Here is a 12,380-nt window from a genome sequence, read left to right as displayed (position 1 = left end):
AAAATCAGCTAACAAAAAGACGTGCCGCAAACCGGCACGTCTTTTTGTTATGATATTTTTCAGCTGTCGATAAGTGCATCGCGTCTGATCTGTCTGTGCTGCTGTTACAGCAATTCGCGGCGCAGGACTTCCGCAGCTTTCGGAGAAAGATAGCCCAGTGGAATATCGAATACCGTCTTCGCCCCAACAGCCCCTTCATTGCTCAGCCGGTAAGCGGCTCTGGCATAGGCTATTAGTACGCTGGCCGTAAATTCTGGATTGCTGTCGAGCTTCAGACCGAATTCAGCAATTTGTTTGCTGCCGTTGCCCGTGACTGCGCTGCGGATGACAAATCCGCCGTGCGGCATGCCGGAATGTTCTGCGGCAAGCTCTTCTTCTGTAATAAACGTCACCGTCGTATCATAGTCGGCAAAATAATCAGGCATGTCTGTAATGGTACGCCGTACGGCTTCCTGATCTGCCCCCTCTTGCGCTACGACGAAGCAGTCGCGGCGGTGCTTTTCGCGGGTGGACAACTGCGGCGTCTCACCGGAGCGAATACGTTCAATTACTGCCTGCACCGGTACAGTATACTGGACTCCAGCCTTGACGCCCGGCACACGGCGGATCGCATCGGAATGCCCCTGGCTGACTCCGGTACCCCAGAAGGTATAATCCTGTCCTTCCGGCAGCACGGCCTGCATTAACAGGCGGTTCATGGAGAAGAGTCCAGGGTCCCAGCCAGTGGAAATCACACCGACTTTTCCGCCCTCTTGTGCAGCGGCGTTTACCTTTTCATAGAAATCCGGAATCTTGGCATGGGTATCAAAGCTATCCACCGTATTAAACAGCTTCACCAGCTGCGGCGTCTGATCCGGCAGATCCGTCGCCGATCCTCCGCATAAAATCATTACATCGATTCGGCCTATGTACTTTTCAGCATCGGAAAGGCGTTCTGTCAGGACACCTGTTTCCTCCGCCAACGGGCCGGGATCGCGGCGTGTAAAGATGGCGACCAGCTCCATATCCGGATTTTGTTGAATCGCCTGCTGTACCCCTCTTCCCAGATTGCCGTATCCTACAATACCTATTCTAATGTTGCTGCTCATGATGATCCTCCCCTGCCGGATAATTCCGGGTAATTTAATAACTTTAATTACAAGTATATATACATCACATGAAATGTAAACATTTTTCAAGAAATAGGATCGGATAATACGTATACTTCCTTCTTTTATTTTTCCGCAAATTCATATACGATTAAAGCTTAAATCCAATAATTATAACAATCCGGAGGAACCATCATGGCACGACCGTTATTCGCCCGTCTGCAGGGGAACAGCCGGGGCTGTCTCGCATTTGAGCCTTTTTTCCTGATCCCGTTCAGCATGTTCTCTACCTACGCAACCTTATATATGTACGAGCTTGGCGTTACGGAGATGAATATCGGCTGGATCACAACAATTGGACTTATCGTTCAAGTTTTGTCTTCTTTTATCAGCGGCTATTTAACCGACAGGCTGGGCCGCAAGCGGGCGATTTTATATTTTGACCTGATTAGCTGGAGCTTGGCTACGCTGTTGTGGGCATTTTCGCAGAACCTGTGGTTTTTTGTGGCTGCTGCCTTCATCAACGGTTTTCAGCGTGTGCCGCATGTTGCTTTCTACTGCCTGATTGTTGAAGATACCCGGCCAGCCGACCGTACCTACGTGTTCACACTGCTGCAGATCATCAGTGTCATCGGCGGCCTGTTCGCACCGCTCGGCGGTCTGCTCGTCGCCCAGTACGGAATGGTGCAAGGTGTAAGGATTATGTACGTTCTCGCTTTTGTCCTGATGACGTTCCAGTTTGTCGGCCGTCATCTGACCACCCGCGAAACCGCAGCCGGAATCCAAAAAAGACAGGAGACGCGCGAGCTTGGGCTAAAACAGAGCCTGATCGAGTACAGCGGCGCTTTCCGCGAGTTATGGGCTGACAGCAATCTGTTGCTGATCTTTGCCGTGTACATTCTGTTCAACTTCCAGGCCACATTGAAGACGACATATCTGTCTCTTTATCTGGCAGACTATTTGCAGCTGGACAACGGCATTCTGTCGCTCTTTCCGGCTGTGTCCTCCATCATTATGCTGCTGACACTCTGGCTGATTATGCCTAAAATTCCGGAGCAGGGGGCGAACCGCTCCATGATGGCGGGGTTCGCATTGTCCGCTTTATCAAGCGTCATGCTTGTGCTTTACCCGTCATCCAGCCTGCTCTGGATCGGCCTTAGTACCATCCTGTCGGCAGTGGGGCTAATGATCAGTTCGCCTTATCTGGAGACCGCTGTCCAGAATGCCATCGACGATGATAAACGCGCCAAGGTCTTTTCCATGCTGTCCGTGCTGATTCTTCTCTTCACCTCGCCTGCGGGCATTATCGGCGGATGGGCTTACAAGCTGGACCCGCGGATTCCGCTGTGGCTGGTTACCGCCGCCTTTGTCCTCTCCTATGCTCTGCTGCATCTATACCGCAAACGGGTCAGCAAGCAGGCTATAGGCCCGGCGTCTTAATCAAGTCAAAGAACAACCCAAAGAAGCCGTGTTCAGCCCGGCTTCTTTGGGTTTACCTATGCAGATGTATGTTACATTTACTTTTTCTGCAGCATTCCCGCGGTAAACTCGGCCCACTGCGGACTGTTGAACGCCGAACATAATCCCTCTTTTTGAAACCAGGAAATATCGTCGGCCAACCGTTGCGGAGTAATTTCCACTCCACTTGCAGTGAGTTCCCGAATGAAGGTCATTGTCTTTTCAACTTCATTAGCTTTGATATAACAATACAGACAATCCATAGCCAGCTTAGGCTCTTCCTTGGACGCCCTCTCCAGATAAGTCCCCCAATCATACCAGCCCTCTTCACTTAAGTCTCTCTGGTTCTCAATTGGCGGGTAGGAGGAAAAGGAGGCGTATTCGTTCTCCTTCTTAAATCCAAGTCCCTCCGCGATGGCCCGGGAGCCGGCATTGGATGAGACGCACAACCATTCAACCCTGTTATACCCTTTGTCAAAACAAAGCTGGACGACACCGGCAACAACCTTCTTGGCCAATCCCAGCTTTCGAAACGGCGCATCTGTATGAATTCCCACTGCGATGACATCTCCTGCAGAGCAGTCGCTTAAGGACCAGCTGACAATTTGATTCTCCTTACGGATGTAGCAGCCGCAGCCACCTTCCTCAAACCGTTCTTCACTTCCCCAGGCTTGGGCCCACTCCAAGATCCGGTCTGCATTGCCGTAATTTTGTTGCTTCAGGTCTTTCAGGTTAACGGGCTCCATGACATAACCTTCAGGAAGCGACAACTCCGGGTGTATGAACTCCCTGCTGCTGAGGCTGTATTTATATCTTGTATACTCTCTAATGAATCTATTAGGGTGAATGGCTGGGATCTTGTCCCGCCATTCGGCCGTATCGGGGGTTACGTTATTCCAAAAATCCAGCTCTCCTGTAATTTCCTTATTAAAATCGGTGTCGCCTGCATTGCCGGCAAGCAAAATAGTCTCACTCGTCTCAATAAGGACGGCATCCGGATGTTCTGCTGAATTCACTTTTACCTCTCCCGGCATTTCTCCGTTCAGCACCGAAAATACGGATAACTCGTTCTGACTTTCCACAAGATGTCTTACCTTACCATATTCCTCTTTGTTCAATACAATCATAGTTTAATCCTCCAGATCTGCTGTCAACTGCAATGATTACACAATATACATTTTCAGACCTCCATCCATATTTTACAAGGGATTGTTTGGTTATAACCAATAAATCCAGCCCACGGTGAAAGCTATCAGTCTGCTTTCTGCTGAGTGACAAACCCGGAGATCGAGTTTAAATACTCGGTATTGGTCAATTTCCCGGGTGCAAAAAGAGCAGTTATCACGGTCAGCAGCTGTGAATCCGCTAGTGGCTCATTCATCATGGAGTGGTCGGCTTCCGGGATTTTGACTACTGTCAGCAGTCCTGCTGAAATTTCTTTCCGGTAAACTTGCTCTGTTTCTTCCACATCCACGTTGATGTCCTTGCCTCCCAGAACAAGCAGTACCGGTGAATTAAAATAGGTTAATTCTGCCGTAGCATCAGACTTAACGTTTTTGCTGATAAAGGTCCATCTCTCTTCCGTGATGACATGTTCAGGATCGGCTATGCTCAAATACTCCTTGTAAGATGCCCCGGCCTTTAGCAGGTTCAGCACTTGCTGATTGTATTTTTCTTTCCGCATGATTTCCTGAGCACTTATGCCGGCCTGCTTCATTTCCTCCTTAGTATTGAATTGACCCTGAGTGATCCAGTTTACAGCCGGTGAGACAAGAATGCTGAAAGCAATATGGCGGTTCTCTCTCACTACCTTGGGTATGACCCATCCGGCTTGACTGGCCCCCCATAAACCGATGTTGTCAGCATCGATCATAGACAACGTTTGTGCCCATTCTATTGCTGATTGAATCTCCTGCGCCCGGTCCTCCATACTCTGATCCAGCCAATTGCCCGGAGCACCCCCGATGCCAGGCTTGTTCAGAGACAAGGAAGCATATCCGTTAGTTGCCAACACCTCCCATAGAGGTCTGTACCCTTCTTCATGGTCGGCATTAATCGGGCCGTCTCCATGGACAAAAACAACAAGCCCAACCTTTCCGGAGTACTCCTCCGGCAGCACCAAAGTTCCCGTTAAGATGCCTTGCGGCGTTTCAATCCGCACGCTCTTTTCAGTCATTTCGTAGTCATTCTGATAGAGGATAAACAGAACAGCGGCAGCCATCAGGCTGCCCATGATCCATAATGTGATTTTCATCGCTTTCTTCAAGTAAGTTCACTCCCTGCTTGTTATTTCACTCGTTTCCCAGGTCATTAGATGCCAGGCTGGTTCCCGGAAGATTAGATGCCTGAGCACATTGTAACGGGTCCACCTGATGTCGAATGACAGCTTGCGATAAAGCTGGATCGCTTGGGAATTGCTGCATGATACATGCAGAGAAAGCACTTTGCACCGGGATTGTACAGCCATGTTCTTAGCATAATTCAACAGTTGTTGTCCGGCCCCCTGATTCCGCTCCTTGGAACTGACAGCAAGATGTTCAATGTAGCATTCAGTTTCATGCGGAGCATAGCCCAGCGCACCCAGTCCTGTCAGCAGCTTCAGAACCTTTACAGGGCCATACTGTCGGATTAACCGGATTATATTCACTTGGCTCTGCGGATTACTCCGGGGTTCTGAAGGCTTCCATTTTAAACAGAGCACACCGGCGATCTTCCCGTCTTTTCGGGCAACAAATTGTTTAACAGATACATCTCTGCTGTCAAAGGTCCAAAGCTTCATTAATAATTCAGTCATCTCTCGATCACTCAAATGAACAAGGGCTTGAAATTTGCTTCGAAAAGAGTCAACCAGCAGCTCGCACACCTGCTCATGATCATCCTCATGAAATGGCTCAATCTGAAACTGGGGTAGATGCATAGTTTTCAGTCTCCCTTTCCGATATGCCCACTTTGGCTTGGATTTGATAATGCAGCTGCTCGTTGCTGAACATGGACAAATAAGACTTTTCGATCACCACAATTTGACCTTGGCGAGTATACCCATGCTCTTGTATATATTGCTCCAGCTGCAAAACCTCTTGTTCGAGCTCTTCCACTCGATGCACAGAAAAATTCTTCAGCAGATAGTCACCTTCTTCAAGCACGTAATCGGCTGGTTCCATGGTCTCATAACATATCTTGATCACTCCGCTATCTGTTAAGTAATGCAGATCCTGTTCATACAAATCCGGCGGAGCTGGACGGTGCTCATACAATGTTCCGGCAGTAAGCACTTGATGCTCATCAAGAGACAGCCAGTGTCTCAAATACCGGGGCCTCAAAGAAACCATCACAACTTCCTGATCACGTCCCTCCATGTCCGCCTGTTCCTTCAATACCTTGTGAATGAATTGTTCCAGCTTAACCAATCTGTTGATTTCTTCCTGAACTTTGGTCAGCGACTGTTCAAAAACCTGCTTGTACTGACTGCCGGAGTATGAAGTGAGACATTGCTCGATCTGACTAACCGGAATATTCAGTTTGCGCAGCAGCAAAACATGGGATAGCTGATAAATCTCATCGATCCCATACATCCGGTATTGATTGTCTTCCGTAAATGCCGGGTATAGCACCCCCTTTTCTTCAAAATAACGCAGCTGATGAACAGAAACGTTCATTAATTGTGATAGTTGGCTAATCGTAAGGGTATCTCTCATATGCGGGGCTCCTTTGTCTCTTTTGGATATCTCTACTATAAACCTTAGGTCTGACCTAAGGTCAACCGAAACATGCAAAGATCTCAGCCAACTCTGCGCTATATGCTCAATCAACAGCAACAGACCCTCTCCCTAACTGGAAGACGGTCTGTTTTAGAATCTTATATTGAAGGTTTAGATTAGATTATGGCAGATAGACTTCCGAAATGCCGGTAACAACGTTGTCCTTGTAATTAACTTTGCATAAGGGCGAATAATCAGAGTATTGATTGAGAAATTCAATGAATTCCTGCTTAGTTACGTCTTTATAAGAGCCCCAGTTCTCCTGGTCAAGGAGGCTATACTTCGTTTCACCGGTTACTTTCATGGGGTCTGTAAACGTATATTTGTTAAGAATATAAAATCCGCCCGGCAAATCTTCCTCCGTAATGTTCAAATCCTTAAACCGTGCAGAATCCGCCTCAGTCAGCCACTCAACATTGTCAAAATCAAAGGATTCACTGTCCAAGCTGAAGTTCAGAACATAACCTAAAGTAGTGCTTTCCGGAGAGACGGCAAACTCTGCTGCTGTTGCATTATAATTCACCTCAAGCTTATCCTTGGCAACCGTTGGCCCGATAAAAGTTTTGATATACCGGATGGCCACCTGCTGAGGATCAAGGAGCCAGGACTCTTCCCCCTGATCCGCTTGTGCCTGCAAACGGTCATAATATTCTGCGGGCGGGAGATCACTTTGCGGCGTATGATAGTACTCATTGCCACGGGTATCCTTCCAGCGCTCAACGGCCCAAATTCCTTTATCTCCTGCTTTCGCGGGCTGTGATAATAACAGTTGGCTGGTCTCACCCAGTGTCAGTGGGAATTTGACCAGAATATGCTTCCCGCTATAGGTCTCATGAGGCAATAGCTGTTTGCCTTCGAGGAACATACGAAGTGCAGTCTCTTGGCCGGCAATTGTACTTAAATCATATTCTGCGCTCCGGAATGAGCCCAAATAATTCGGAGTATCCTGTTCATAGGAAAAAACCATTATCGGGTCGCCCATGCTGCCCTCTTCGATAAGCATTCCGTCTTTCAGATCAAATGCCCCACTTACTTTAGCCGGATCATCAGGCTTCAGGCGATACTCCAGGTGCCAGATTTGCAAAGAAGCAGGCATCAGATTATCAAACTCTGCCAGCTTTTCAAACTTCGTGATGCTGCTGTCTACAATTTTGAACTTATTCGCCTCATTGCTGGTAAAACCCGCAATTTCTTCTTGAATGAACTGTTCAGCATAATCCCGTTCAGTTAATGTGGTTTGTCTCGGATTACTCATAAGACCCACACTGACAGCAGCAATGGCAATAATAACAAGGATCACTACCCAGAACGCGGGTTTCCTGTAGTTCAGGATGTTGAGAATGCGTCCTTTCGTATTATTCTCACCGAAGGCAAGTGGTGAACCGCCTATGAACCGTCTGCCCGCCGAAAGTGCTAAAAGTGAAGTGGAATAATCCTTTTTGATGCCGCTGCCTAACTGCCGGATAACACTTTCATCACAAGACAGCTCCATATCCTCACTCATTAGAACAAAAGCTATCCAGACCAGCGGATTAAACCAATGTATGCATAATACAGCAAATGCTAAAGGTTTGATCAGATGGTCAAGTCTTTTGATATGCACCTGTTCATGTTTCAGAATATACCCCCGCTCATGTTCACCAAGCTCTACCGGAAGATAAATCTTGGGGCTGATTGCCCCGAACACAAATGGGGTTGCGAGTCCTTTCATCTCATAGATATTTCCGCTGATCTGCTGTGCAGGCTTCAAGCTCCGAACTAACCGCACCGTTGCCCTAATGCTGTAGAGGAGCAGCACCACAATCCCAAACAGCCATACATATTGGCCCACAAGCAGCCAGATATTCGTATCGGCAGCAGTACTTGTATCCACCACAGATGCAGCGGCCGGTTCAGCCAGCAGGTTGTTTAATGCTTGCCCGCCTCCGGCTAATCCGCTTGGTATCTGGGGCGGCTGTGTGGCGATCCGCTGAAGCGGGATCTCCTGCGCTTTGGCAGGAATCAGGCTGAATACACTTTCGAAGGAGAACGGGCATACGAGCCGGAACAACACCACTGACCACAGGGCATAAGAGAAAATCTTGGGAACTTTTCTAAGCAGCAGCCGGGCCACAATCACAAACACGATGACATAGCTCCCGGTAAGGCTCATACTCAAAAGTTGCAAAAACAGCGATTCCACCGCTATTCCTCCTTATGATCCTGAATCACTTTAAGAAACTCGTCAATCTCTGTGTCGCTCAGTTTACGGCTCCTTGTGAATGCGGCCAGAAACTTCGGCAACGATCCCTGAAAGGTCTCCTCTACAAACTGCTTGCTCTGCTGGGCATAGAAATCCTCTTTGGAGATGAGCGCTGCCACCACACCCTCATTGTTTTTAAAAATCCCTTTGCTTTCCAGACGTTTCAGCATCGTATAGGTCGTCGATTTTTTCCAGTTCAGTTCAGATTCGCACAGCTTCACGAGGTCGCCCGACGGGACTGGCTCATGGCTCCAGATGAGGTCCGCAAATTTAGTTTCCATCTCCGTCAGTCTGATTTTATCCATTCTGCAGAACTCCTTTGGGTCTACAATCCGTAGACTAATGTAGTCACAGTTTACAACTTGTAGACCGCTTTGTCTACCATAAGTTCCACTTTTTAACACACGCTGCATTTGGGACAGTTATAGCCGCACAGCTTGAAACCATGAATTTCTGGATAGGGCTGCCTGATGCCAAGGATTGGCTGCAGGAGCATATTCAAAGACTGGCCTCCAGAGAGTTTAAGCATTATGTTAACAAAGAACAGTTCCTGTTCACATGCACACCCTACTGGGAGTAATTACACGAATAAAGGAAACATACGTTCCCTTTATTTAGTTCACATGGTATAATTCATCCAAATACATTAGATTCACTTGGAGGTTAAATATGCGGGATTCAATCTTAGAGGAAAAGCTGGAGCATCCAAAAATCTACAGAAAGCTGGCTAAGCTGAACAGTCTGGAAATGTTTTATCTGGATACACGTACGGAAGGTCCGGTCATTCTTTGTCTCCACGGCAGATGGGGCAGAGCAGAAACGTGGGTTGATTTCATGCGGCATTACGGCAAACAGTACAGAATTATCGCCCCCGATCAAAGAGGTCACGGACTAAGCAGCAAACCTGTATCCAAGTATACAGGTGAAGAAATGGCCGGGGACATTATTGAACTATTGGATCATCTGAAGATCGATTCGATCATTCTGGTAGGCCATTCTATGGGCGGGAGGGTAGCCGGATATCTGACAGCCATGTACCCAAATTACATACAAGCCTTAGCGATATTGGATAAATCCCCAGCCGGGCCTGCCACGCCAAGCCAGCTGCCATTGGATCAGCTACCATGTGTTGAGCCTGTAACCAAGGATTGGCCGCTGCCCTTCTCCAGCCTAAACGAAGCGATGGATTATATCCGGCAGGCCATGGAATCGGAGCTTAGCTATCAATATTTCATGAACAGTCTGATCGAAACCGTTGATGGATACCAGATGATGTTCAGTCCCCAGGCGATGGCTGCCAACATTCATTACAATGCAGATTGGTATCACCTGCTGCCGGAGATCAAGTGTCCCGTTTTACTGATTAGAGCTAAGAACAGTGAGGGCGTACCGGACGAGGATTATAACAAAATGCAGTCCCTGCTAGCGAATGGTCATGCCTATGAAATGTCCCATCCCGACCATAATGTACATCTCAGCAATAAGGAAGAGTTTTATGCCTATATGGATGGATTTTTAGGTCAGCTTTAAGCAACCGGAATCGTAAGGAGGATCAGGAATATCCGCCGTCGGCGATCTTCTCTGATCCTTTTTTCAAACGATTATATAAGTTAAACTTTAGTTTTACCGAGCCGGCATAGAACGCAACTGCGGTGAATATTTGGACTTCCGGCCGCTGTTGTCCCCAGATTTCTTGATTTATACCGCCATTTGCGGTTGAAATCCGGAGACAAAGGCGGTCGCTATCGCTCCTACAGTTCCAAAATTCCCCTCCATTGCTTTAGCCTCTTGGTAGTTCTTTAGTTCAACTCATATAGCGTATCTAAACAAACCTTACCCCTGTGTCATCCACTGTATCAATGTTTGATTAAACAGCTCCGGTTGTTCGAACATCGGATTATGTCCGCTGTGCTCGAAGATTATCTTCTTCACATGTGGGTATGTCTCGTCGTCGATAGCATCCCATAAGGAAACAGGTCCAACCAGATAATCATATCTTCCCAGCCCGATAAAAACCGGCATTCTGACATCCTTCAGCATCTGCAGCAGATTCATCCCGGCGAATACCTCGCCCCACAAATAATCCATAACCGGCATATTCGTTTGTACCTGTTCCCACATATAGGCTGCATCAAAGGAATAGTCGTAGAAGCTCTGTGCACCCATTCGAATACACATGTGAACGAAGCGGCGTTCCGGGTCTAGTCGGATGTCGCCTTCTAGCAGAGCCAAATCCTGTTCGAACCCCGTCTTTCTCTCCAGACTTGCAGTCTCATTGAAAAATGCAGCGCTCTGAATTTGCCTTTCCCGGCTGTTGCTTGGCGCTGAATTCAGCAGAATTACTTTGTGAACCTGCTCCGGATATTTCCTGGCATACGCCAGCGCCATAAAAGCATGCCCTGAATGCCCCATTATGACCACATCACTCAGGCCAAGCTGCTGCCTTGCAAGCTCGAGGTCATCCAGCACCCGATCCAGCTGGTACTGCTCCGGCTTCAAGGCTGCAGACGGACTGGCAAAACCTATATGATCAAGGAATATAAACTGAAATTGTGCAAATAAATCTGCCGAGAAGAGTTGCGGATAATAGACGCTGCTGCCTATAACCAATATCTTTGGCCCGGTTCCTTGTACAAAATAATTCAGTTTTACACCGTCATTGCTCATCACTTGTCCTCTGTTCATCTCAAAATCATCCTCATTTCATTTGTTTTTTTTCGCATCCCTCCTTTCCTTTCCTGAACCCATGATATTTTCCATTGAGCGTTCCAGCACTCTGCTCACCCCCCTTTTCCAAACGATTATATCATTCTCCTGTTGTTTACAGATGGGAGAATTTAAGTGTTTAATATTATGGAAGCTGAGAACTTTCCGGATTAAGATGAAATGAATGAGGATGTAGATTGATCATAGGGGGAAAGTGATGGTAAAGTACATCTATAAGAACAAAGAAAGTGAAGCAAAATGCATGATTTTTACGATAAAGCACTTGCTGCTCTAGATGTGATGTACGAAGAGCAGATCATTCACCAGTTATGGAAGCACACATTTGCTTATCGTTGGAGATAAGTTAAAGCCGCCTTTATTTACCCTGCACGGTAGAAACGGTATTAACCCGTTGAATCTAAAGCTTTTTTTTGCCACTGCTTGATAACTATTGCCTTTATGCACCGGATGTAATTGGCATGCCCGGAAAAAGCACCCCTTATAGAAACCTATCCCCCTCGAAAGATGATTACGGTTGGTGGATCAGTGAGCTGCTGGAAGCCTTAAGATTTAACAGTATGATGTTCGTAGTCAGTTCATACAGCTCGGCTATGATGTTATCACTGGCCAAAGTTGATCCTGGTAAAATAACCAAAGCCGTGCTGCTCGCTCCTTCCGGTATTGCTCATGGTTCACTCCTGCCCATCTTTACAAAAATGATGATTCCTATGATGACGTATTGCTTCGTCCTTCGAAAGAGCGGCTGGTAAAGATCTTCGATCCGATGCTGACGGAAAAGGATGTGCTATGGTACCAATTCTTTAATCTGCTCTTGACCTGCTACAAGATGGAAATGCGTGCTCCGAGAGAGTTCAAACGAAAAGAACTGAATGGTTACTCTTCGCCATTACTAATAATTTGTGCAGCAGATGATATTTTTCCCCCTCCCCACAAGGTCTTCCCAAAAGCCCGGACAGTCTTAGGAGGCTGCGATATCAAGGAAATGATTATCAAGGGGAAACATTTGCCCACAGCAGAAATCATGTGTAATGTATGTAAGGAAATTGATCAGTTATTTAAAGAAGTACACGAGCATCTATAAAACATTCTATTCATACCAAGAAAGGA

General features: G+C 47.2%; 13 protein-coding genes. 5 read left to right on the top strand and 8 right to left on the bottom strand.

Annotated elements, in window-relative coordinates; all coding sequences use genetic code 11:
• Nucleotides 1-104 precede the first annotated feature (104 nt).
• On the bottom strand, nt 105-1,088 hold the full coding sequence (locus NST07_RS14675; protein WP_341092657.1) for a diaminopimelate dehydrogenase: 984 nt from the start codon (nt 1,086-1,088) through the stop codon (nt 105-107).
• Between the two features lie 195 nt (nt 1,089-1,283).
• Here NST07_RS14675 and NST07_RS14670 point away from each other — a divergent pair, with 195 nt between their 5' ends.
• Nucleotides 1,284-2,528, top strand: coding sequence for an MFS transporter (locus NST07_RS14670; protein ID WP_342481796.1), 1,245 nt, complete (start codon nt 1,284-1,286; stop codon nt 2,526-2,528).
• A gap of 77 nt (nt 2,529-2,605) precedes the next feature.
• On the opposite strand, the gene NST07_RS14665 is transcribed toward NST07_RS14670, so the two are convergent.
• The 6 genes from NST07_RS14665 to NST07_RS14640 all read right to left on the bottom strand — a co-directional run bounded on the left by NST07_RS14665 (nt 2,606) and on the right by NST07_RS14640 (nt 8,851).
• Nucleotides 2,606-3,673, bottom strand: coding sequence for a GNAT family N-acetyltransferase (locus NST07_RS14665; protein WP_342481795.1), 1,068 nt, complete (start codon nt 3,671-3,673; stop codon nt 2,606-2,608).
• A gap of 125 nt (nt 3,674-3,798) precedes the next feature.
• Nucleotides 3,799-4,812 (bottom strand): alpha/beta hydrolase, encoded by a 1,014-nt coding sequence (locus NST07_RS14660; RefSeq protein ID WP_342481794.1) that lies wholly within the window; start codon nt 4,810-4,812, stop codon nt 3,799-3,801.
• Between the two features lie 6 nt (nt 4,813-4,818).
• Nucleotides 4,819-5,463 (bottom strand): GNAT family N-acetyltransferase, encoded by a 645-nt coding sequence (locus tag NST07_RS14655; protein WP_342481793.1) that lies wholly within the window; start codon nt 5,461-5,463, stop codon nt 4,819-4,821.
• Nucleotides 5,438-6,241, bottom strand: a complete 804-nt coding sequence (locus NST07_RS14650) for a MerR family transcriptional regulator (protein ID WP_341092652.1) — start codon at nt 6,239-6,241, stop codon at nt 5,438-5,440. The genes NST07_RS14655 and NST07_RS14650 overlap by 26 nt, the downstream gene beginning before the upstream one ends.
• Before the next feature lie 184 nt (nt 6,242-6,425).
• On the bottom strand, nt 6,426-8,456 hold the full coding sequence (locus NST07_RS14645) for a M56 family metallopeptidase (RefSeq protein WP_342481792.1): 2,031 nt from the start codon (nt 8,454-8,456) through the stop codon (nt 6,426-6,428).
• Between the two features lie 32 nt (nt 8,457-8,488).
• Entirely contained in the window at nt 8,489-8,851 is a 363-nt protein-coding gene (locus tag NST07_RS14640; protein ID WP_342481791.1) for a BlaI/MecI/CopY family transcriptional regulator, read from the bottom strand.
• Between the two features lie 140 nt (nt 8,852-8,991).
• On the opposite strand from NST07_RS14640, the gene NST07_RS14635 reads away from it, so the two are divergent.
• On the top strand, nt 8,992-9,126 hold the full coding sequence (locus tag NST07_RS14635; RefSeq protein WP_341092648.1) for a hypothetical protein: 135 nt from the start codon (nt 8,992-8,994) through the stop codon (nt 9,124-9,126).
• An 89-nt stretch (nt 9,127-9,215) separates the two neighbouring features.
• Nucleotides 9,216-10,076 (top strand): alpha/beta hydrolase, encoded by an 861-nt coding sequence (locus NST07_RS14630; protein ID WP_341378393.1) that lies wholly within the window; start codon nt 9,216-9,218, stop codon nt 10,074-10,076.
• A gap of 303 nt (nt 10,077-10,379) precedes the next feature.
• Here the strand turns inward: NST07_RS14630 and NST07_RS14625 are convergent, their stop codons facing one another.
• Nucleotides 10,380-11,231 (bottom strand): alpha/beta hydrolase, encoded by an 852-nt coding sequence (locus tag NST07_RS14625; protein ID WP_342481790.1) that lies wholly within the window; start codon nt 11,229-11,231, stop codon nt 10,380-10,382.
• Between the two features lie 452 nt (nt 11,232-11,683).
• On the opposite strand from NST07_RS14625, the gene NST07_RS14620 reads away from it, so the two are divergent.
• Nucleotides 11,684-12,022, top strand: a complete 339-nt coding sequence (locus tag NST07_RS14620) for a hypothetical protein (protein WP_342481789.1) — start codon at nt 11,684-11,686, stop codon at nt 12,020-12,022.
• Nucleotides 12,023-12,036: 14 nt separating this feature from the next.
• Complete coding sequence (locus tag NST07_RS14615; RefSeq protein WP_342481788.1) at nt 12,037-12,354, top strand: hypothetical protein; 318 nt, start codon at nt 12,037-12,039, stop codon at nt 12,352-12,354.
• The last annotated feature ends 26 nt before the right edge of the window (nt 12,355-12,380 follow it).

The sequence above is a fragment of the Paenibacillus sp. FSL L8-0340 genome, from assembly GCF_038593145.1.
Taxonomy (GTDB): Bacteria; Bacillota; Bacilli; order Paenibacillales; family Paenibacillaceae; genus Paenibacillus_AQ.
The sequence above is the reverse complement of the archived record's forward strand: the minus strand, read 5'-3'. Positions and strand labels throughout refer to the sequence as shown.

Excerpts from the sequence above, each read along its gene's own strand:
- NST07_RS14645 (WP_342481792.1), bottom strand. The coding sequence starts at position 8,456 with ATGAGCCTTACCGGGAGCTATGTCATCGTGTTTGTGATTGTGGCCCGG.
- NST07_RS14665 (WP_342481795.1), bottom strand. The coding sequence starts at position 3,673 with ATGATTGTATTGAACAAAGAGGAATATGGTAAGGTAAGACATCTTGTG.
- NST07_RS14650 (WP_341092652.1), bottom strand. The coding sequence starts at position 6,241 with ATGAGAGATACCCTTACGATTAGCCAACTATCACAATTAATGAACGTT.
- NST07_RS14615 (WP_342481788.1), top strand. The coding sequence starts at position 12,037 with ATGCTGACGGAAAAGGATGTGCTATGGTACCAATTCTTTAATCTGCTC.
- NST07_RS14640 (WP_342481791.1), bottom strand. The coding sequence starts at position 8,851 with ATGGATAAAATCAGACTGACGGAGATGGAAACTAAATTTGCGGACCTC.
- NST07_RS14675 (WP_341092657.1), bottom strand. The coding sequence starts at position 1,088 with ATGAGCAGCAACATTAGAATAGGTATTGTAGGATACGGCAATCTGGGA.
- NST07_RS14670 (WP_342481796.1), top strand. The coding sequence starts at position 1,284 with ATGGCACGACCGTTATTCGCCCGTCTGCAGGGGAACAGCCGGGGCTGT.
- NST07_RS14630 (WP_341378393.1), top strand. The coding sequence starts at position 9,216 with ATGCGGGATTCAATCTTAGAGGAAAAGCTGGAGCATCCAAAAATCTAC.
- NST07_RS14635 (WP_341092648.1), top strand. The coding sequence starts at position 8,992 with ATGAATTTCTGGATAGGGCTGCCTGATGCCAAGGATTGGCTGCAGGAG.
- NST07_RS14625 (WP_342481790.1), bottom strand. The coding sequence starts at position 11,231 with ATGAACAGAGGACAAGTGATGAGCAATGACGGTGTAAAACTGAATTAT.
- NST07_RS14655 (WP_342481793.1), bottom strand. The coding sequence starts at position 5,463 with ATGCATCTACCCCAGTTTCAGATTGAGCCATTTCATGAGGATGATCAT.